This is a genomic window from Dolichospermum sp. UHCC 0315A, from assembly GCF_008121535.1.
GTDB classification, from domain to species: domain Bacteria; phylum Cyanobacteriota; class Cyanobacteriia; order Cyanobacteriales; family Nostocaceae; genus Dolichospermum; species Dolichospermum lemmermannii.
In genome coordinates this window covers 2,867,357-2,888,179 of sequence record NZ_CP043056.1, presented here as the reverse complement: position 1 = coordinate 2,888,179, position 20,823 = coordinate 2,867,357, and the positions used below count along the sequence as shown (strand labels likewise).

At 38.4% G+C, this 20,823-nt stretch carries 19 protein-coding genes; 9 read left to right on the top strand and 10 right to left on the bottom strand.

Annotated features, from left to right (window positions below; all coding sequences use genetic code 11):
* Positions 1–60 precede the first annotated feature (60 nt).
* A complete protein-coding gene (locus BMF77_RS14045) occupies positions 61–861 on the bottom strand; it encodes a Uma2 family endonuclease (RefSeq protein WP_148766983.1) in 801 nt (266 codons plus the stop codon).
* Positions 862–917: 56 nt separating this feature from the next.
* Complete coding sequence (gene yvcK / locus BMF77_RS14040) at positions 918–2,291, bottom strand: gluconeogenesis factor YvcK family protein (RefSeq protein WP_148763597.1); 1,374 nt, start codon at positions 2,289–2,291, stop codon at positions 918–920.
* 190 nt (positions 2,292–2,481) lie between these two features.
* Between yvcK and ruvC the strand changes: the two genes are divergently transcribed.
* The gene (gene ruvC, locus BMF77_RS14035) at positions 2,482–2,973 is read left to right on the top strand and encodes a crossover junction endodeoxyribonuclease RuvC (RefSeq protein ID WP_015078083.1); all 492 of its coding nucleotides are present in this window, start codon (positions 2,482–2,484) and stop codon (positions 2,971–2,973) included.
* A gap of 212 nt (positions 2,974–3,185) precedes the next feature.
* Positions 3,186–3,725, top strand: coding sequence for a hypothetical protein (locus BMF77_RS14030; RefSeq protein WP_148763595.1), 540 nt, complete (start codon positions 3,186–3,188; stop codon positions 3,723–3,725).
* A 16-nt stretch (positions 3,726–3,741) separates the two neighbouring features.
* On the opposite strand, the gene BMF77_RS14025 is transcribed toward BMF77_RS14030, so the two are convergent.
* Entirely contained in the window at positions 3,742–4,668 is a 927-nt protein-coding gene (locus tag BMF77_RS14025) for a carbohydrate ABC transporter permease (RefSeq protein ID WP_148763593.1), read from the bottom strand.
* Positions 4,669–5,190: 522 nt separating this feature from the next.
* The gene (locus tag BMF77_RS14020) at positions 5,191–5,667 is read right to left on the bottom strand and encodes a phosphate-starvation-inducible PsiE family protein (protein WP_148763591.1); all 477 of its coding nucleotides are present in this window, start codon (positions 5,665–5,667) and stop codon (positions 5,191–5,193) included.
* A 623-nt stretch (positions 5,668–6,290) separates the two neighbouring features.
* Between BMF77_RS14020 and BMF77_RS14015 the strand changes: the two genes are divergently transcribed.
* Entirely contained in the window at positions 6,291–8,015 is a 1,725-nt protein-coding gene (locus tag BMF77_RS14015; RefSeq protein WP_148763589.1) for a diflavin flavoprotein, read from the top strand.
* 204 nt (positions 8,016–8,219) lie between these two features.
* Here BMF77_RS14015 and BMF77_RS14010 read toward each other — a convergent pair whose 3' ends face one another.
* Positions 8,220–8,918, bottom strand: a complete 699-nt coding sequence (locus BMF77_RS14010) for a hypothetical protein (RefSeq protein ID WP_148763587.1) — start codon at positions 8,916–8,918, stop codon at positions 8,220–8,222.
* Between the two features lie 781 nt (positions 8,919–9,699).
* On the opposite strand from BMF77_RS14010, the gene BMF77_RS28650 reads away from it, so the two are divergent.
* Positions 9,700–9,834 carry a hypothetical protein gene (locus BMF77_RS28650; RefSeq protein ID WP_256370304.1) on the top strand — a complete coding sequence of 45 codons (135 nt, stop codon included), beginning with the start codon at positions 9,700–9,702 and terminating at the stop codon, positions 9,832–9,834.
* Between the two features lie 110 nt (positions 9,835–9,944).
* Positions 9,945–11,651 carry a diflavin flavoprotein gene (locus BMF77_RS14000; protein WP_148763585.1) on the top strand — a complete coding sequence of 569 codons (1,707 nt, stop codon included), beginning with the start codon at positions 9,945–9,947 and terminating at the stop codon, positions 11,649–11,651.
* Positions 11,652–11,861: 210 nt separating this feature from the next.
* Here the strand turns inward: BMF77_RS14000 and BMF77_RS13995 are convergent, their stop codons facing one another.
* A complete protein-coding gene (locus tag BMF77_RS13995) occupies positions 11,862–12,479 on the bottom strand; it encodes a Uma2 family endonuclease (RefSeq protein ID WP_148763583.1) in 618 nt (205 codons plus the stop codon).
* Between the two features lie 627 nt (positions 12,480–13,106).
* Between BMF77_RS13995 and BMF77_RS13990 the strand changes: the two genes are divergently transcribed.
* Complete coding sequence (locus tag BMF77_RS13990) at positions 13,107–14,795, top strand: IS1634 family transposase (protein WP_148763581.1); 1,689 nt, start codon at positions 13,107–13,109, stop codon at positions 14,793–14,795.
* Positions 14,796–15,121: 326 nt separating this feature from the next.
* Positions 15,122–15,886, top strand: a complete 765-nt coding sequence (locus tag BMF77_RS13985; protein ID WP_148763579.1) for a Uma2 family endonuclease — start codon at positions 15,122–15,124, stop codon at positions 15,884–15,886.
* 215 nt (positions 15,887–16,101) lie between these two features.
* Here the strand turns inward: BMF77_RS13985 and BMF77_RS27340 are convergent, their stop codons facing one another.
* A complete protein-coding gene (locus BMF77_RS27340; protein ID WP_246862921.1) occupies positions 16,102–16,281 on the bottom strand; it encodes a transposase in 180 nt (59 codons plus the stop codon).
* A gap of 234 nt (positions 16,282–16,515) precedes the next feature.
* The gene (locus BMF77_RS13975) at positions 16,516–17,427 is read right to left on the bottom strand and encodes a transposase (RefSeq protein WP_246862920.1); all 912 of its coding nucleotides are present in this window, start codon (positions 17,425–17,427) and stop codon (positions 16,516–16,518) included.
* 59 nt (positions 17,428–17,486) lie between these two features.
* Here BMF77_RS13975 and BMF77_RS13970 point away from each other — a divergent pair, with 59 nt between their 5' ends.
* Positions 17,487–17,639: a hypothetical protein gene (locus BMF77_RS13970; RefSeq protein WP_233466900.1), complete on the top strand. Its 153-nt coding sequence runs from the start codon at positions 17,487–17,489 to the stop codon at positions 17,637–17,639.
* 44 nt (positions 17,640–17,683) lie between these two features.
* A complete protein-coding gene (locus tag BMF77_RS13965; protein ID WP_371735109.1) occupies positions 17,684–17,839 on the top strand; it encodes a hypothetical protein in 156 nt (51 codons plus the stop codon).
* A gap of 48 nt (positions 17,840–17,887) precedes the next feature.
* Here the strand turns inward: BMF77_RS13965 and BMF77_RS13960 are convergent, their stop codons facing one another.
* Both BMF77_RS13960 and BMF77_RS13955 read right to left on the bottom strand, forming a co-directional pair.
* Positions 17,888–18,217: an RNA-binding protein gene (locus BMF77_RS13960; protein ID WP_148763577.1), complete on the bottom strand. Its 330-nt coding sequence runs from the start codon at positions 18,215–18,217 to the stop codon at positions 17,888–17,890.
* A gap of 366 nt (positions 18,218–18,583) precedes the next feature.
* Positions 18,584–20,653, bottom strand: a complete 2,070-nt coding sequence (locus BMF77_RS13955) for a PAS domain S-box protein (RefSeq protein ID WP_148763575.1) — start codon at positions 20,651–20,653, stop codon at positions 18,584–18,586.
* Between the last annotated feature and the right edge of the window lie 170 nt (positions 20,654–20,823).

Below are 20,823 nucleotides of genomic sequence, written 5' to 3'. Positions count from 1 at the left end.
GGGTAGGGGGGTTAGGTTTTTGGAGATTACTGGTTTGATATAATACTTTTCAAACAACCTCTAAGCATTATCCAGTGTATCGGGATTAACGCCTAAATCACGCAACAGTTGTCCTAGTTGTTCAACTTTTCTTTTTGCTTCTATTGTTTCTTGTTCAGCAAGAATAACTCTTTCATTAGCAGCAATAGCTTCTTCTGTTGGTTCAGGAATTAATTCTCCTGTTAGTGTGAACCACCTTAACCATAACTTGGGAATATCTCGAAATGTCCCTTGCCATAGTCCTAAACTTAAACCTAATTCTGGCATTGGTAAGCGTCCCTCAGTCATATTCATAGGTTCATAATGACCACCTACTAACTGAAATGCGCGGACTTCATTGGTGTAGCGACTAAAAACAATATAGTAAGGAATTCTTAAAATTCTTTGATAAACTTCCCATTTTGTGGGAGGTTTACCTATCTTACTTTCCCTATTACCTAAATCTTCATCTTCTGTACCAGGAGATAATAATTCTACAACTACAAAAGGGTTTGCTGGTTCTTGCCAAGTGACATAACTTAAACGTAAATCTTGACCATTATATAATTTTGGGACTCCTACTACACCAAACCAATCTGGGCGTTTATACCATAAAGGATTTTGCAGATCATAATAAAGATTCAGATCAGCAGCACTATAAACAAGTTCTGAACTCCAGGTTGTTGGCTGAAATGTTAAATATAAAAGTAAAGGTTGTAAAAAATGAAAGTCATCTGGCAAGCCTTTTTCCTCTGGGTTCTCGCTAGGTAAATCATACATTGTCGGTAAAGTTTCCCAAGGGGGAAGGGGTGGTTCAGTTTGAGAAATGATGGAAGAAGTCATAAATATGTTAGGTTGGTAATTGGTAATGGGGAAATATATTTCCCCGTCCCCAGTTTTTACTTCCCGTGATGCGCTCCACTGTACCATTTTAATAAGACTTTGGCTAGTTTTTGGGGGTCATGGCGAACAGCACCATATTCATCTTCAAATAAAATATTAGCAGGAACTATTCGCCGTCCTAATTGGGTAACAGATTCTCGGTCTAAAAAGACTGGATGGGCATTTTGTTGGGCATAACGGATAAGTGCTTGGGCTGAGGGTGTTTTTTTATGAACTAATACGGCATCGAATAACCTTCTATTGCCACAAGCGTAATCTATGGCTTGAATATGTTCAGCAACGCTATATCCATCAGTTTCTCCTGGTTGGGTCATGATATTGCAGATATAAATGCGGGGTACATTGGTAGCGGCGATCGCATCGGCAATTTCTCCAACTAATAAATTAGGAATTAAGCTTGTATAAAGACTACCCGGACCAATAATAATGTAATCAGCTTCTTGAATGGCTTTAATTGCCGCGGGAACTGCCGGTGGATTTTCAGGAATACAACCAATTTTGACAATTTTTCCCGCAGCTTTGGGAATATTCGACTCACCCTCAATGCGGCGGCCATCTGTCAATTCTGCCCAGAGACGGACATCACTGAGGGTAGCAGGTAAAACTTGTCCTCTCACCGCTAATACTTTAGAACTGGCAGCGATCGCTTGCACCAAATCCCCAGTAATATCAGTCATGGCTGTTAAAAACAAATTACCAAAACTGTGACCTGTTAAGCCATCTCCAGCCCGAAAGCGATATTGAAATAATTCCGTCAGTAATTTTTCTTCATCAGCTAGTGCTGCTAAACAATTGCGGATATCTCCAGGTGGTAAAACGCCAAATTCTTCACGCAGTCTACCAGAAGACCCGCCATCATCTGCTACGGTGACAATAGCAGTAATATTAGCACTATAAGTTTTTAAGCCTCTGAGTAACGTTGAAAGTCCAGTTCCACCACCAACAACCACAATTTTTGGACCCCGGTATAAGCGACGGTGGGCTAAGAGGACATCTATCAATTCCTCTTCATTCACTCCAGGTCTGAGGACTTCTGTAATTGAACCGACAGTGCGGGATTGTCCCCACAGCACCAACAGGACACCACAAAGAAGGAGTAATGGACCACTAATATAGTTGGGCAAAATATTCGCGAGGAGTCCCAAAAGACCTTTTAGCAACTCTAGTATCCAAAAAATGGGGGTTAATTTTACCCAAATAGCCAACCCCAAACTGGCTAAGACAACACCCCCAACAGTAATCAGTAACCAGCGTTTCACCGCTAATCCAGGGGATAACCATTTGCACCATTGGTTAACCCGGTGGGAAGTGCGACTGTGAGACTCTAGTTGTAGCGAATTAATGGCTTGTTTCAAAAAACCGATGAACATACTTAATAGGGAAAGTTGGTAAAAACAATATTTAACAGAAACTTAACATCACCTGCTTTCAATACTGAAAAAACCATAAGTTTGATTTAATCCTTTATATTTCAGGGAGGATAGGGAATCAACAGTTGAGGAAAATACCTATCTTACTTTTGCGGCGTTGTGTTTTACCAATTTAATAAAAGTGAATTTGATGAAAAAGCGAATTTTAGGAATAGATCCAGGACTGGCAACTGTGGGATTTGGGGCAATTAATTGGCAACAAAGTCAAAATAAAGGACAAGAGACAACGGTAGAGATGGTAGATTTTGGCGTAATTCGCACAAATGCTGATGTGGAAATGACTCAGCGACTATGTATTTTATTTGATGATTTACACAGCGTGATGGAGGACTTACAGCCAGATTTGGTGGCAATTGAAAAGTTATTTTTTTATCGGATGGCAAATACCATTGTTGTAGCCCAGGCTAGGGGTGTACTGATGTTAGTTTTAGGACAGCGTAAGCTTCCTTATGTAGAATTTGCACCTCCCCAAATTAAGCAAGCTTTAACGAATTATGGTAAAGCAGATAAAGCAGAAGTGCAAGAGGCTGTGATGCGGGAGTTGGATTTAGATGAAATTCCTCGGCCGGATGATGCGGCAGATGCTTTAGCTGTGGCGTTAACAGCTTCGTTCCAGTTGTGAGATTATAAAGAATTTTATCGGAAAAAATAAAAAAACGCGAATACGAGAAAATAATCATTGTATAATTTAAATACTCCTTTTATTGATCGTCACTATAATAAATTAGAATTTGAATTTATCCGATTTTCAATTATTAATCAAATCAATCATTTTATTTACATTTACATCTAGAAAATCGGCAAGAAATTACCGTACAAAAACCGATTCCTTTTGTGAATACTGATAAAAATGAAGAAACATATCCAGTAAAGTTTCAAGTTGATTTACCACCAAGAATGCTAGTAAATTTTTTAGATAAACTTTCTCTTGTACATAAAATAGAAATTTTGAAACTGAGAGAGAAGATGCTAGGCTATGATAAGCGGGTAAAAGAAATCAAAGATGGAAAAAGTATATTTTATGGTCGGGGAAAAACAAAACCTTGTTGTCAATTAAAGTTTATTTCTGCGACTAAGCCTTATGAAAAGAATCATCTACAATGTTACCTATGGCTACCACTTCCAAAGAGATTTCTTCGCTTTAACAAAAAATCAGGTATCGGTAGAATCTATCTGCAATGTGATCCAGATTTTCAAACTGTCACAACAATTACCTACTGGACACAAAATAGTCGTTATGCTAATAAACTACCGATGCCTATTGATATATACTTAAATGAAGTTGGTTTAGATCAGGTAAATCAAGAGATTGATAAATTATTTGACTTGGCAATTCAACTTAATTTAGATTTTTCAGAAAATACTATGTACTGAAAAACCTATTTAAATATTAAACACTAAAATCATTCCCATCTTGATTTACAACTAATCTTAAAATTGATAAACCTAAGATAATTAAAAATAGCACTAAACCAATGGTACAAGCATAGCTAATTTCTAAATTACCAAATGCTTGTTCATACAAATAATAAACAATTGTCTTAGAACTATTCAGCGGTCCACCTTGGGTCATAATATAAACTTCTTCAAAAACTTTAGTTGCAGAAATCGCCGAAATTACAGCCACTAAAGCTAAATAGGGTTGCATCAATGGTAAGGTAATATCCCAATGTTTACGAATATCGTCTGAACCATCAATAGCCGCGGCTTCATAAATATCAGCGGGAATGGCTTGCAATCCAGCTAAATAAATAATCATGTAGTAGCCTAAACCTTTCCAAATAGTTACAGCCATAATACTAGCTAGGGAAATGGGAACAATTCCCAATATCTTATCAGGACTTGTTAACCAGGGAATTCCGTCGGGAAAAATTCCTAAAGTTTTGAGAATTTGATTCAGCAATCCGTTTTCTGCATATAACCATTTCCAAGCTATCCCAGCTACTACCATAGAAATTACAACTGGGGTATAATATGCTGTTCTAAACCAATTCATTCCCCGCAGTTTTTGATTGACTAAAATTGCTAAAGCCAAGGGTAAAAATACTAAAATTGGCACAACACCAATTAGATAAAGAAATGTATTTTGTAATGTTTGCCAAAAAACTGGATCTTTCGATAAACGCAGGAAATTTTTCAAGCCAATCCATTGAGGAGGATCTCCTATATTTTCATAGTTGGTAAAACTCAGATAAAAGGCTTGAACTGCTGGATAAAAAACAGTTAATGTTAAAATAATTAAGGCTGGTAATAAAAATAAATAAGGTGTTATTCTCTGTTGAATTAAAATCCATTGTTTTGATGTTAATTGAGACATATATTTGAGGATCAAGTTTTAGCAACTATGGTATCTTATTTCGGAGTCTAAGTAGGTTGGCGTTGAAAATTGTCGTCATAGCAAGGCAAGAGGCAAGAGGCAAGAGGCAAGAGGCAAGAGGGTTTGAGCGATTTTACTTTTCGTTACATATTACTCTTCGAGAAGCCGCTTCGCGTCTACGGTTTTTTTCCGTTTACCTACTTAGATAAAGTTATTTTGATTAATACAGCGGTTTCCGCTCTCATGAGGTACAAAGTTGAATCATGAAACTCTTGTAGTGCGGGCATCTTGCCCGCTAGATATGTACCTCATAACACCGGGAAGTGCTGTACTTACGCCAAATTAAGAAAAGCCTTGATTTGGAGGTTGGATTGTTTACATCAGCGTTACGTAGCAATGGCAAAGATATTATTTTATCATATCAGTAGGATTTCAGAGTCCCACAAAAACTATTTAGCAAATATACTCAAAAATTAAATAGGGAATTAGTAAAATAATCCTTTTCCCTATTCTTCAATAAAATTACAATTCTGGTTTTGTATCTACTGTTTCATGCTGATTAATTTTCACCTGTTCTAATAAACGAGGCATCCAAGGTAAAGCCAGAAAAATTCCTGATAAAACTAGTAGAAATACAGAAAGTCCAAAAAGTTGGTCGCGGGAAATTTCTAATACACCACGTAAAATTACCTCTCGTAAAGCCGAAACAATCGTAATTTCTACCGCTGCACCTACAGAAATACTCCGTTCTTGCAGATAATCAACTAACAACCGAAACAGTTCTACTAATATCAGAATAAACAAAATATCAGATGTTACTTGCCGTAGATCTAATGGACTTAAAAATGATAAAAACATATCTCCTAAGCGAATGAGCATGACACAAAACAAACTCACGCAAAGGGAGATAACAATAATATCCTGAAAAAGTTCTAAGTTACGAACAATTCTATCCCGTTTAAACAAATTATTGACTTCTATAATTATCCGCTGTGGCATAGTATTTTCTAGAACAGAAAGATAAATCTATTTTAATAATTAACCATTAAACTACTTTGAATAAAGTGAACAGAGAACAATAAGTAATTATCAATTCAAATCAAGGAGGAGATTAACTGTTTCTACCCCCCACTTTCAAACTTTAATTAATTCCTGGTTCTATTTTTTTACTGATGCTTCAGTAGCTGATTAACTTTAAGTTAGCCCCGCTGACCTAAGTAGATAAGATTTATCCATTATTAAGTATAAGATTTTATCTATGAATAATGCCCAATGGAGACGGGAATTGCCCACAATTAGAGGTTGTTTGAAAAGTATCAGATGAAACCCATAATCTCCAAAAACCTAACCCCCCTGCCCCCCTTCCCTACCAGGGAATGGGGTTTTCAAAGCCTCTCCCCGCGTCGGGGAGAGGTTTGGAGAGGGGTCAATTTATACATTCAAAACTTTTCAAACATCCTCTTAGGACTAGGGAAAGATGCTGTTGGTCTTTTGACTGAGGATGATTGTTGACAGTTTTAATTTTCTTAACTGAGGTATATGTTTTTTAATAAAAATTAATATTCAAGCTGTGCCACAATAAGAGAAAGGCATAAATACTCAATTTATTCAAGAGGGGCGTTATGGTATTGCTTACCGAGAAACTAGAAAAGCGTCTGACTATAAATACTGTAGAGATTAGTGAAGATACTACCGCAATTCGGTCTTTGGATTGGGACCGCGATCGCTTTGATATTGAATTTGGCTTACAAAATGGTACAACCTACAACTCTTTTCTGATTCGGGGGGAAAAAATCGCCCTGGTTGATACCTCCCATGAAAAGTTTCGCAAACTTTATTTTGATACTCTCACCGGTTTAATTAATCCCCAAGATATTGATTATTTAATTGTTAGTCACACTGAACCAGATCACAGCGGTTTAGTAAAAGACTTACTACAACTCGCTCCTCATCTAACTGTAGTTGCGTCAAAGGTGGCAATTCAGTTTTTGGAGGACATGGTACATCAACCATTTAACCGCAAAATTGTCAAAAATGGTGATCGCTTAGATTTAGGCAATGGCCATGAATTTGAATTTGTCATTGCTCCTAATTTACATTGGCCGGATACCATTTTCAGCTTTGACCACAAAACCCAAATTCTCTATACCTGCGATGCTTTCGGGTTACATTATTGCTCAGAAAGTACCTTTGATGACGATTTAGCGGCAATAGAAGCTGATTTCCAATATTACTACGAATGTTTAATGGGTCCAAATGCCCGTTCCGTCCTGTCCGCAATGAAGCGCATGGGAGAATTGAAAACAATTCGCATGATTGCCACCGGACATGGACCCCTATTATATCACAATGTGGAAGAATTGACAGGCCGTTATCGCAGTTGGAGTCAAGGCCAAACCAAAGCAGAAACCCCTGTAGGAATATTTTACGTTTCCGAGTACGGTTTTGGCGATCGCATTGCCCAATCTATTGCTAACGGGATGACAAAAACTGGTGTCGCTGTCGAAATAGTAGATTTAGCCAGCGTCAACGAATTACAAGAACTGCGGGAACTGGTAGGACGTTGTACAGGTTTAGTTGTGGGAATGCCCCCAACTTCAGGCAATTCTCACATTCAAGCCGCCTTGAGTACCGTTTTAGGTTCTGCCAAAGAAAAACAAGCCATTGGCATTTTTGAAACCGGTGGAGGAGATGATGAACCCACCTATCCCCTATTAAATAAATTCCGGGCTTTAGGGTTACACTTATCTTTTCCCGTAATTGAAATTCGGGAAACACCCACAGCTAACACTTACAAAAAATGTGAAGAAGCGGGGACAGACTTGGGACAATGGGTAACAAGAGACAAAAGCATCAAAGCCATGAAATCCCTGGCTGCTGACTTAGATAAAGCCTTGGGCAGAATTAGCGGCGGTTTATATATCATCACAGCCAAAAAATCCGACGTATCCAGCGCCATGTTAGCTTCCTGGGTAAGTCAAGCCAGCTTTAAACCCTTGGGCTTTTCCATCGCCGTCGCCAAAGATCGAGCCATAGAATCACTCATGCAAGTAGGCGATCGCTTCGTTCTCAATGTACTCGAAGAAGGCAACTATCAACCATTAATGAAACACTTCTTAAAAAGATTTGCTCCCGGTGCAGATCGTTTTCAAGGTGTGAAAACCCAACCTGCTGAAAATGGCGCACCCATCCTCACAGATGCCCTAGCATACATAGAATGCGAAGTCATCAGCCGCATGGATTGTGGTGATCATTGGGCAGTATACAGCACTGCCTATGCCGGTAGAGTATCCAATCCCGATGCCATGACAGCAGTACACCACCGCAAAGTAGGAAACCACTATTAAGTATTGTAGGGGTTTAGCTCTTGCTAAACCCCTACCCGCTTAAATCAAATAATTAAGCCTTGTTGAGTATAGTCATCTTCAGATGACTGTTACTATGAAACTGGACATCTCCGGTAATTAAATGTGCGTGGTTTGAAACCATTGTAGAGACGTTCTATAGAACGTCTCTACATTCATTTTCACCAGATGTCTATTGAGCTTAAATTAGGAATTAACCGACTCTAGTGACATCTTCTGAGCCGAGCGCTGCTGTAACTTTCTCCGCAATACAAAAGCACCAACGACAATCGCCACACCTGCTGGCGCGGCATCAGACTCAAAGGGAACAGTAGCATCAACTGAAAAACCTGTCAACGAGCCTGAACCGTTGCCGCTGTTAGTGACACCGTTCATCAAATCTAATTGCCATTGTTTACCACTGACGTCGGCGCCAATGAATTGTGTGAAATCAGCAGGATTAAGTGCATAAATGGTGCTAGATGAATAGCCAGTGGTCGGCCAAGGCGTACTCGACGCAGTGCTGAAAGTGTAATTGCCGGTGGTGATACCAGATCCAGACCCAATTGAACCAGTAAAATCAACCATACCAGTTGTCCCAACCATTTCTCCCCCTTGACTCGGATCAATGAGACTAAGACTGGCGAACAACTTGTTACCATTTGTGCTAAGGTTAAGACCTTTAATGATTATTTTGTTAAATGACTCTAACGTAAGGGGCAATGCACTAGCATTAGAATATGCCTGAGTCTTAATAGTCTGCATGCGACTAGCACCAGTCGCACCTATAGAGGTTGTAACTGCAGGACTGGAAATGACAATGGCCTCCGCCGCACTAGAAAGAGTTAGAATGCTTACCAGGGAAGCAACTAACGCCCCCAATTTTTGAAAATTCTTGGTGATCATTATGTCCTTTGTTCCTTGTGTTTTTTATGCTTTTAAGTTCTTTATGTGTACCGAATCGGTACTTAGCAGTATGATAGTTCAAAATCACTCAAATGGCAATAGCAAAATATAAAAAATTATCACATCTGAATGTAGTTATTCACTCCTCCCCTCTAAAATTATCGCAACCCTTGATCTCTCGTTAAAGATAGGAGGGAGTGTGAACAGTTATATCTGAATATAATTATCGGTGATAAGTGTAACCCACAATTAAATGCACGAAAAGCAACCTAGGACAAAAGTTAAAAATTATCTCCAAAAGTCCCTAGTACCGCAGGGCGGAATTAAAAATTAAAAATTAAAAAGCAGATGGTATAAGCTTTTCAGGGATTTTTAATGGTTGCTTAACTTACGCCGTATTGTACTAGTAGTTTGTCAAGATAAAAATGATGGACTGTAGTGTGAGCGTCTCGCTCACACGGGCAAGAATGCCCATCCCACAAAATTGGGTAATTTATTTTTTGGTGTTCCCTAAGAGGATGTTTGAAAAGTTTTTAATGTGTAAACAGACCCCTCTCCAAACCTCTCCCCTACCAGGGGAGAGGCTTTAAAACCCCCTTTCCCTTGTAGGGAAAGGGGGGAGGGGGGTTAGGTTTTTGGAGATTATGGGTTTCATATAATACTTTTCAAACAACCTCTAAGGCTTTCGGGCAAAAAAAGTAAATTCGTCACAGCTTATGTCAAAAAAACCTATCATGGAGGGAGCAGAGGCGCAAGAGTTTTTCCCAATTACTCATTACCAATGACCACTAAACCCCGTGATGTGCAAATATTGCCCATTGGTACAGATACCATAATATTGCGATCGCGCAGTTGGGCTAGATTAAGATTTGAAATTGAATATGCTTTAGCTAGATTTACAGAAAGGTATATATGAAAATATGCCCCGTTCCCTCTGAAATTGGAAAATTAAAAATCTTAACCTTTGCGCCTTTGCTCCTTTGTGCCTTTGCGCGAAACATAATTCATACCAATCACCAATCACCAATGACCACTAAACCCCGTGATGTGCAAATATTGCCCATTGGTACAGATACCATAATATTGCGATCGCGCAGTTGGGCCAGATTAAGATTTGAAATTGAATATGCTTTAGCCAAGGGAACAACGGCTAATTCTTATCTCATCCAAGGCGATAAAAATGCCCTGCTTGACCCCCCTGGCGAAACTTTTACCGAAATTTATCTCGCAGCCTTACAACAGCGGTTTGATGTCAAAAAACTCGATTATGTAATTCTGGGTCACATTAACCCCAACCGCGCTGCAACGTTAAAAGCTTTACTGGAAATTGCCCCCCAAATTACCTTTGTTTGTTCTAACCCAGGGGCGATAAATTTACGCGCGGCTTTGGAAAAAGACGATTTATCAATTTTGGTCATGCGGGGAGAAGATACCCTAGATTTAGGAAAAGGACATCATTTACAATTTATTCCCACACCTAACCCCCGTTACGCGGACGAACTTTGTACCTGGGACCCACAAACGGAAATTTTGTTTTCTGATAAACTATTTGGAGCGCATATTTGTTCAGATCAGGTTTTTGATGAAGGTTGGGAAGTATTTAACGAAGATAGACGCTATTATTTTGACTGTTTAATGGCACCTCACGCCAAACAAATCGAAACGGCTTTGGAGAAATTGGCAGATTTGCCGGTGCGAATGTATGCTACTGGTCATGGTCCAATAGTCCGCTATGGTTTAATTGATATTACCAAAGGCTATCGGCAATGGACTAAACAGCAAACTTCCGCTGATATGACAGTGGCTTTAATTTATGCTTCTGCCTATGGCAATACTGCAACTTTAGCACAGGCGATCGCTCGCGGCATTACAAAAGCGGGTGTCAGTGTCGAAGCCATTAACTGTGAATTTACCGAACCCGAAGAAATCAAAGCCGCAATTGCAAAATCCGCCGGTTTCGTCATAGGTTCTCCCACCTTAGGAGGACACGCACCCACACCGGTACAAACTGCTTTAGGAATTGTCCTCGCTACTGCTACTAACAATAAATTAGCCGGTGTATTTGGTTCTTTTGGTTGGAGTGGAGAAGCCGTTGATTTAATCGAAAGTAAACTCAAAGACGCAGGTTACAGATTTGGATTTGACACCATTCGCGTTAAATTCAAACCCAATGAAGTTACCTTGCAAACCTGCGAAGAAGCGGGAACTGATTTCGCCCAAGCATTGAAACGCGCCGCGAAAAAATCAGTTGTCGCTAAACAACCAGCAAGTAATGTCGAACAAGCTGTAGGGCGGATTGTTGGTTCTATATGTGTGGTTACAGCCACTCAAGGTGATGTTAAAACGGGAATGTTAGCATCTTGGGTAACACAAGCCAGTTTTAATCCTCCTGGTTTAACCATTGCGGTAGCTAAAGACCGGGCTATGGAATCCTTATCCTATACAAATAACAAATTTGTAGTCAATATCTTGGCGGAAGGGAAAGAAATTCGTAAGCAATTTATGAAAGTTTACGCCCCTGGACAAGATAGATTTGCCGGTTTGGACATTCAAGAGGCAAATAATGGCGGAATTATTCTCAATGGTGCTTTAGCATATCTAGAATGTTCTGTCCAAAGTCGGATGGAATCTGGTGATCATTGGTTAGTTTATGCCACTGTTGATGATGGTAAAGTCTTAAATCAAGATGCTGTCACAGCAGTACATTATCGCAAATCAGCGAGTTATTATTAAACAGTAGGGTGGGCAATGCCCACCTAAATGTACAGCAGATTCCAGATAAATATTTTTACATTAGGACTTACGCACAAGTCATGGAAAAACGAACCACAGAGGCACAGAGTTCACAGAGAAATGAGGGTTTGAGAGATATTTTGCGTAAGTCCTATACATAAAAAAGTAAACAGTGTTTTACAGAAATTGGAAAAACTCAGGCAGGAAGGTTTAATTAATATTACCAGCTTTAAAAATTTGTTCAGCAGTCAACTTTAATTCTGGGAAAGTTGATGATACTATCAATTCACTACCTGTAAATTGACTAATTTGGTATTCTCTATCTATCAGTTGATGAATAGAAATAGTTGGTTGTTTAGGACTACCAATAAACCTTTTACTTCCCAGTGCTAAATAATCCACAATCCAATATTCAGCAATACCTAATCTTTCATAATCTCCCAGCTTTTTATAATAATCATCTTGCCAATTTGTACTCACAACTTCAATAACTAAAGGAATCGAATCAGGTTCAGAAATTACTGCTGATTTTCTCCAGTTTGGGTCAGTTGCTAGAATGTTTCTATTGATTACTAACACATCTGGTAAATAGCTGGATTCGCTTCCTGGTGTTTTCACAAAAGTGGTTTTTGGGATTCCATAAGGTAAATTCAACCGTAAATACTCAGCCGTGATTCTCTCAGCTAAAAAGCAAATAATATCTTCATGAAAACCTACGGGTGGATTCATTTCAACAATTACTCCATCATGTAATTCATAGCGTCCCTTATCAGGTAGCCATTCTATAAATTCTGCAAAAGTTACTATTTTTGGTAAGGCTTGAAGCATAATTTACCTACCTTTGTAAATTCAAAATTATTCAAATTGCAGCGACTCCTAAAGGGAAGGACAGTTATAAGCGAGCATAGATAAGTTTAATCTCATTTTATATTATGTATATGCAGCCACTACAATTTGACCAAGAGCATTCATTTTACATATTTAACCATGTTTTATTTTAGTTGTTTTAGAATGAAATTAAACCGTAGATAATTGCTCGTTCCCAGACTCCGGCTGGGAATGCCTACCAGGAGGCTCTGCCTCCAATCCCAGAATACAAGTATAGTTTTTTGAGAACTACAAAATTATTAAAGTGTGTAAATCTAGTTCTCAAGCAATAAAGTTAGATTTGTAGGTTGGGTTGAAGCATGAAACCCAACAAAGCAGAAAATGGACAAGGTATTGATAGTGAAGTTGACATTTCTTTTTTGCAGCCGTTATGTATCAAACCCACATTCCGCACCCCAAACTGTCACAGATCAAAAAAGCCCTTAAAGTAGTACATAATAACTAAAGTCAATTCAAAAATTAAGATGCTTAATGAGAATAAGTAGCATTAAAAGGGACGTGGTGTGATAAAGTGAAACTTGGTAACAAAAGAAAAAAATGAATTGATAACCAAATAAGAAATAATTGATGACAACAGAAGTATTAGAGGAAACTGTTGTGAAATTAAAACCTCAAGAAATAGAAATTGAGAACATAGACCATCTAGGGATAGTAGCAGGAATCATAGATTCAATCGGAATAGTAGAAATAATAAATGAATTAATAGGAGTCGAAAAAGACGAAAAAGTAAATGCAGGTCAAGTGGTAAAAGCCATGATAATAAACGGGTTAGGATTTGTCTCCAAACCGTTATATATGTTTCCCCAATATTTTGAAACAATCGCCTGTGAGCATCTAATAGGAACAGGAGTAAAACCAGAATATCTTAACGACGATAAATTGGGGAGAGTCATGGATAAACTGTTTATAAAAGGCTTAGATACAATCTTTTTTCTCATAGCCTTAAAAGCTGCTCAAAAATTTGGAGTATCACTATCAACATCACATCTAGACTCATCATCAATGCACGTGCATGGGCAGTATAACACTAGCTTACCATTCGTAATATTTGAGAGTCAAAAAGTAGGAAATAACCAAGAATTAGAAGAATTAGCAGTAAAATCACCAAAAGAAATAACCATCACCTACGGTTATTCCCGTGACCATAGACCAGATTTAAAACAATTCATCATAGAAATGATATGTTCAGGAGATGGAGACATCCCAATATTTTTAAAACTAGCATCGGGAAATCAAGCAGATTCATCATGTTTTGGTCAAATAGCAGTAGAATATCAAAAACAATTAGAAGTTAATAGTCTCATGGTTGCTGACGCTGCTTTATATACAGAATCAAACCTGAAAATGATGTCAGAATTACGTTGGTTATGTCGAGTACCATTAAGCATAAAAGCAGCAAAAACATTAATATCAACATTAGCAGAATCAGAATTTATTGATAGTACAATACCAGGATATAAATTAGCATCAAAAATCCAAAATTATGCAGGGATAGAACAAAGATGGTTAGTAGTGCAAAGTCAAGAAAGAAAAGAATCAGACCTGCATAAGCTCACACAAAAAATTACCAAAGCAGAATCAAAAGCTGTGCAAGATTTGAAAAAGTTATCACAAGAGAGATTTGCATGTGTTGCAGATGCTATCAAGGCATTATCAAAATTATCAAAACAATTCAAATATCATCAAATTCACGAAAGTACGGTGACTCAAGTAAAATCTAATAAAAAAGATACTTCAGGAGAAATATCCTATCAAATATCAGCTACAGTCTCCCAGGATGAAAGTAAAATTAATACAGAATTGCTGAGTGCGGGACGTTTTATTATTGCGACAAATGTTTTAGATTCACAGGAACTAAGCAATGATTCTATGCTAAGTGAATATAAAGCCCAGCAGTCATGTGAGAGGGGGTTTGGTTTTCTCAAAGACCCATTATTTTTTGCCGACAGTATTTTCCTCAAAAGTCCTGAGAGAATAGAGTCTTTGGGAATGATTATGGGTTTATGTCTACTGGTTTATACTTTGGCTCAACGTCATATTAGAAATGCTCTTTTGGAGTCTAAATCAACAATTAAAAATCAATTAGGCAAAGCAACTAATCGTCCTACTTTACGCTGGATTTTTCAATGCTTTCAGTGTATTCATTTGGTTACACTCAATCAGGAGAAACATATTTCTAATTGGAATAAGGACAGAGATTTTATCTTGAGTCTTTTACCAGATGATTGTTTACGTTACTATCAATTAGTCAGCTAATTATCATCTCTATCAATTTAATTTCTCTTGTAAAGATGAGCTAATCTCTTTGATTTATAGCTCCATTTTACTATGTCTATAATTTCGTTTTTTACTTTAATTGATTAGTCTAACTTATAATTGTTTCTTGAATATCTTCTTTCACTTATCTATTGACCTCTCCAGGTGGTGTGCATTCTTATTGCTTCTTATTGAGAATAGATTTTGATGACATTTTTGGTGATTTACTGTTTCTCAAATGCCTTTTTTCACTTTATCTGTTTGTTTTGATGCTCCCTTTGATTTTCATCTCCGTAATTTCCCTCTGTAACATTTTGGGGTGCGGAATGTGGGATCAAACAGACCCACCGCGTTCTGCTCAGGAATTCCTACCGACAATGTATGATTTACCTAGCGAAGATCCAGAGGAACCCGGTTTGCCAGACGAATTTCATCTTTTACAACCCCAGTTATTACGGGAAACTTTTTGTCCGTCAAAGTTCCCGGAAAATCAGGTATTTATCGCCACAGACTTAGATCTTTACTACGATGTTCATCATCCATTATGGTATAAACGCCCTGACTGGTTTGCTGTAGTTGATGTCCCCAGGTTGTATGCACAAAAAGAACTACGGCTGAGTTATGTAGTTTGGCAAGAAGGCGTTAATCCTTTTGTCGTGGTAGAATTTATTTCACCAGGAACAGAAAAAGAAGATTTAGGGAGAACCCTACGAGATGTTAGTCAACCTCCAACTAAGTGGGAAGTTTACGAACGAGTTTTAAGAGTACCCTATTATCTAGTTTTTGACCGTTACACTGACCAGTTAAGAGCATTTCAGTTACAGGGAAGTAGTTATGCTGAATTGGAAATCAATCAACTGCGTGTATGGCTAAATGATATTGAATTAGGTTTGGGACTGTGGCAAGGTGTCTATCAAGGCATTGAACGGCAGTGGTTACGCTGGTATGATGCGTCAGGTAACTGGGTTCTCACACTGGCAGAACGGGAAAGAAAACAAGGGGAGCGAGAAAGAAGACGTGCAGAAAGATTAGCAGCACAATTACGCGCTCTTGGTGTTGAACCTGATTTTGGTGATGATGAAGAAGGCTAAATGATAGATAATGGTTTGCGTTTGGGTTGGTTAATTAACCGTTCTATAAAACTTACCCAAAATTACCAAAGTCTAGACACATCTGGACAGCGATAATCTTAGTGTTTACTTCCTGCTTCATCACGGTCTTAGAATGGCTTCTAAGAGGTTTTTCCGCTCCACAGGCAATCTCGGTAGAACTTACCGTTTCTGACCGTAGTTCCTAAAAGGAACCGCTACGCTACAGGGATAAAAATATCCACAAACCATCGGTCAATATTACGCGCTGCATTTAAGTCCCTGTCAGCTTTATAGCCACAATCAGGACAAATATAAACGCGGTTTTTTAATGGCATTTTATGACGATGATTACCGCAATTAGAGCATATTTGGGAACTAGGAAAGAACCTATCCACAAGGATTAGTTCACTCCCGAATTTCTCAGTTTTGTACTCTAATTGCCTTTTAAATCAGGGGAAACGCATCTTATCAATAAGGACTATTTAATCTCAATAATGACCCAAAAATTTGCATTAATGTCTACTTATTGACAATAATTTAAACCATCACGATGACTCTGAAAAAATCCATCAAACGATAAATACCGATTCTTTCGTTTATACACAAAAATGGTATTTTGTCAATAAAATTTAGATGCGTTTCCCCTGCCTTTTAAATTCATACATCCCACAATCTGCAATTGCACCTGCTAATTTGTGGTTCTTTAAAAATGCCTTAACGTGCAAATCTTCTATCTTAATTATGCTGTGGTTTTTAGCTAGATAGTAGGTTAATTTGTGAATAGAATCCTGGCGAATATTAGAAACTTTGGCGTGTAATTTAGCTAATTTTCTCACAGCTTTTTTACGGTTATTAGAGCCTTTAATTTTCCTGCTCACACTACGCTGTAAACGTTTCATGCGTTTACTCCTATGGCGGTAGGCTTTAGGATTCTCGAATACTTCACCATTACTGCAAACTGCTAATTCTTTGATACCAATGTCAACACCAATGGTCGGTCTGTCTGCAAGTATAGGAGGTTTTTCAACTTCGTATTTAACAGAAATAAACCATTTATCAGCCTGTCTAGAAATCACGCAATTATGAGTTACTGTAATCGGTAAAGGTTCTGCTAAACGTACCCAGCCAATTGACGGTAATTTAATTCTTTTACTATCATTTTTAATTGCTGGTTTCGCCTTAGTTCCTGACTCCAAATAGAAAGAATCACGTTGACCTTTCTTTTTGAATCGGGGTTGTTTCGATGTCTTCCTAAAACACCTATCCCATGCTTGGCGTAAGTCAGCTAACGCCTTCTGAGGGATATTTTTGTTAACTTCGTAATACCAAGCGGATTCAGACTTAACCTCAGCGACTAACTTTTTATGTAAGTCAATCGCTGAGGGAAGTTTAAGTTTTTCGCCTTCTTTTTGAGCAGCTAAAATATCCTTGATTTGAGCATTTGCCCAGTTATAGGCGTGTCTAGCTACTCCAGAGGCTTTGCGAAAAGCTGTAATCTGTCGGTTATTTGGAATTAGTGCAGTTTTGAATGATAAAAGCATTGACTCGACCTTTCAATGTTGTAGTATAGTTAGTATACCAACTTACAAGGTTAAAGTCAATGCCATTTGAGAAAAATAATAAAATTGGTGCTAAGAAAATCCTCAAAGCTGAGTTAGACGCTCAACCAATTTGTTTTAAAGGTCGGAAAGGACAGAGGGTAAAAATTAAAACCGTCCCTAACACAGCAACAACGGTTAAGGGAATTTGTTGATCAATTAATTGAAGACTTGGACAAACAGTAATATATGGATAGTTATGGGTAGAAATTATCAAACTGTTTCTACCCCCCAAAATCAACAAGTGGAAATCTACCGACTAGGAAAACCTGTAGAAATTGTCCAAGTTCCGGCTGTACTTTCTGGAGAAGAGGTTTTACGATCAAAAAAATTACCCACCCCGCGAAGGGAATAGGTAATTTTTTCAGCATTGAATAACTAAAAGATCTTAGCTAAATTCAGCTTAATAGCGACCGCCGCCGCCGCCACGGTTACCACCGCCGCCGCCGTAGCCACCGCGACTACCACCACCACCACCAGGACCTCTATCTTCCTTGGGTTTGGCCTTGTTCACTTTCAGAAGACGACCCATCCATTCAGCACCATCAAGGGCATCAATAGCGGCCTGTTCTTCAGCTTCAGTACCCATTTCCACAAAACCGAAGCCGCGCAAGCGGCCTGTCTCACGGTCAGTAGGAAGTTGAACACGTTTTACAGCACCATAGTCTGCAAAAACAGCACTGAGAGCGTCTTGTGTAACTTCGTAAGAGAGGTTACCCACGTAAATTGACATAGAATATTTCCAAAATCATAAGAATGTAGAGATTTAGATTTCGGAGAAAAGTCTGTAAATACCAAAAGGGAAAGCCTGTCAATACTAACCACAAACATTACCGCCGAATTAATTCCCACTTTCTAATGATTACACAAAAAATGATAATTGTGGAAAGAAGTTAAAAAAATGTTGTAAAAAGTCATATTTGTTGTTTATGAGCAGTCAATATTGGAAATTTCCCCCTATTTCTCGCACTTCAGCCGCAATAATTAAATTTATATCCACTTTTGGAAGCATTAACTAATTCTTAGTTGTTCATTGACAGAAAAAATAATGCTTTGCCGGGTAATACATTTACTACCAATGAGTTTAAGTTTGATTCGGTTAAGCTAAATATCCATCTTGTGGCTGAGGATAATCAGCATTTTCTGAGTTAGCATTCATTAACGGTAGTCTAAAGGTGAAAGTAGCTCCCTGTCCCAGACCAGAACTTTCAGCTTGAATAGTGCCACCATGCAGTTCTGCTAAATTGCGGGCAATTGCCAACCCCAACCCCAAGCCACCGAATTCTCTAGTAGTTGAGCTATCTTCTTGACGAAAGTAATCAAATATGTATGGTAAAAATTCTGAGCTGATTCCTTTACCTGTGTCACTGACTGTAATTTGAGCATCAAAGCCAACGCATTCTAGCCTCACTTCTATTTGCCCACCATGAGGTGTAAATTTGACAGCGTTGGACAACAAATTCCACAGGATTTGTTGCAATCGGACTGGATCACCAGCAACTAGACCAATATTTGCTTCAATAATAGTTTGAATCTGAATTTTTTTAGTTTTGGCTGCTAAAAACAGTGTTTCTGAAACCGCTGAAATTATAGTAGCGAGATTAACTGAAGAGACTTTCATTGTCCCTTTACCCTGAAAAATCCGGGACATATCGAGCAAATCATTAATTAAGTAAACCTGTAATTTGGCATTACGCTCAATAATACTTAGAGCTTCATCCGTTTCTTCTGGCTTTAATTTACCTTTTTTGAGTAAACTAGCCCAACCGAGTATAGAGTTCAATGGTGTCCGCAATTCGTGGGATACAACCGCCAAAAATTCATCTTTGATGCGGTTAGCAGCTTCTACTTGTTTGCGAGCAGCTTGTTCTTGTTTTAACATATCATTCCGCTCTTTAATTGCAGCTTGCTGTTTAGTGATGTCATGGGAGCAGCCAACTATATGAGTAATGTTGCCATGGTTGTCCCGGATGACTGAAAGCCGCAAGTTGATATAAAGGATATCTCCTGATTTTGAGCGACGAGTAGCCACCTCTACCTCATGACGACCCTTTGCCAATAGGGTTGACATTATGTTTGTTTCGAGTTCAACTGGATCTACGTAGAGAATGCTCACACTCTGCCCAATCATTTCCGCCGCTGTATACCCATAATAGTTCTCTGCACCGAGATTCCAACTTTGAATAATGCCATTGATATCAGTAGTAATGACAGCATCGTGAATTTCTTCGAGGATCTGGGCTTGAAATTTTAAAGTGGCTTCTGCTTGCTTGCATTTAGCTTCATTAAGTTTAGCTTCAGTAATATCGCGTCCTTCTGAAATCAGCATAACTACTTCACCGGCATCATTCCTTAGGGGTCCGATGGAGAAATCTATGGTGAGGATTTGATTATCTATTCCCTGTACTTCTACTTGGGAGGAAATAAATTCACCTTGGGCAGCACGAGCGATCGCGTGCTTTAACTGATCCTGAGTTGCCTGGGAAATTTGCCAACCATAAACTTCCCAAATGGGACGGTTGATCAAATCTGCCATTTGCAACCCAGTAAATTCCAAAGATGCTTGGTTGAGTTCCAATACCATCCCTTCTAGGTCAAGTAGCCCTGTAAATTGATATCTTTGATTGAAGATAGCGCGATATTTACTTTCACTGGCTGCCAGTTCCTCAGTCCGTTTCTGTACCGTTTGCTCTAAAGAGGCATTAAGTTTTCGCAAATTTCGATATAATTCTGCTTGCTCGATGGGAATATAAAGGGTTTGCATATTCTTCATCATGCGGGTTTCCTCTAATACCTCATGAATGGCGCGGCACAACCCTTGGGGAGTGATTTTATCCTTAACAATGTAGTCCTGAACACCGTTCTCCATTGCTTGCACAGCAATTTTTTCATCTCTTATTCCTGTTAAAATAATCACTGGAATCTGTGGACTACTGAGTTGTAGCTGCAACTGGTTGAGAAATTCCAACCCATTCATATCTTGCAGTTGATAGTCTAGAAGGATTAAATCTGGCTGGCTTTCCGCTAGTTTGGTTAATCCTTCTAATCCTGATTTAGCCTCAGTTATCTGATATGTAGCCAACGTATCCTGACTTAAAAAGCGGCTATATAATACCCTATCTACTGGGGAATCTTCTAAAAACAGGATTTGGTAATGGGCTTGAGCCATAGTTTTTCTTTTCAGTGCTTTTTTGATTCATTTTGCAGTCACGAAGTAAGAGTAGCATTGAACCCAAAATTCGCGCTAGATAAAATTTTACCAAAATATTAACTCATACTATGCACTCATATATATATATATATATATATATATATATATGAGTGAAAACATTAAAAGTG

Coding starts and splice junctions, on each gene's coding strand:
- BMF77_RS14045 (WP_148766983.1), bottom strand. CDS start 861: ATGACTTCTTCCATCATTTCTCAAACTGAACCACCCCTTCCCCCTTGG.
- yvcK (WP_148763597.1), bottom strand. CDS start 2,291: ATGTTCATCGGTTTTTTGAAACAAGCCATTAATTCGCTACAACTAGAG.
- ruvC (WP_015078083.1), top strand. CDS start 2,482: ATGAAAAAGCGAATTTTAGGAATAGATCCAGGACTGGCAACTGTGGGA.
- BMF77_RS14025 (WP_148763593.1), bottom strand. CDS start 4,668: ATGTCTCAATTAACATCAAAACAATGGATTTTAATTCAACAGAGAATA.
- BMF77_RS14020 (WP_148763591.1), bottom strand. CDS start 5,667: ATGCCACAGCGGATAATTATAGAAGTCAATAATTTGTTTAAACGGGAT.
- BMF77_RS14015 (WP_148763589.1), top strand. CDS start 6,291: ATGGTATTGCTTACCGAGAAACTAGAAAAGCGTCTGACTATAAATACT.
- BMF77_RS14010 (WP_148763587.1), bottom strand. CDS start 8,918: ATGATCACCAAGAATTTTCAAAAATTGGGGGCGTTAGTTGCTTCCCTG.
- BMF77_RS28650 (WP_256370304.1), top strand. CDS start 9,700: ATGACCACTAAACCCCGTGATGTGCAAATATTGCCCATTGGTACAGAT.
- BMF77_RS14000 (WP_148763585.1), top strand. CDS start 9,945: ATGACCACTAAACCCCGTGATGTGCAAATATTGCCCATTGGTACAGAT.
- BMF77_RS13995 (WP_148763583.1), bottom strand. CDS start 12,479: ATGCTTCAAGCCTTACCAAAAATAGTAACTTTTGCAGAATTTATAGAA.
- BMF77_RS13990 (WP_148763581.1), top strand. CDS start 13,107: ATGACAACAGAAGTATTAGAGGAAACTGTTGTGAAATTAAAACCTCAA.
- BMF77_RS13985 (WP_148763579.1), top strand. CDS start 15,122: ATGTGGGATCAAACAGACCCACCGCGTTCTGCTCAGGAATTCCTACCG.
- BMF77_RS13975 (WP_246862920.1), bottom strand. CDS start 17,427: ATGCTTTTATCATTCAAAACTGCACTAATTCCAAATAACCGACAGATT.
- BMF77_RS13970 (WP_233466900.1), top strand. CDS start 17,487: ATGCCATTTGAGAAAAATAATAAAATTGGTGCTAAGAAAATCCTCAAA.
- BMF77_RS13965 (WP_371735109.1), top strand. CDS start 17,684: ATGGGTAGAAATTATCAAACTGTTTCTACCCCCCAAAATCAACAAGTG.
- BMF77_RS13960 (WP_148763577.1), bottom strand. CDS start 18,217: ATGTCAATTTACGTGGGTAACCTCTCTTACGAAGTTACACAAGACGCT.
- BMF77_RS13955 (WP_148763575.1), bottom strand. CDS start 20,653: ATGGCTCAAGCCCATTACCAAATCCTGTTTTTAGAAGATTCCCCAGTA.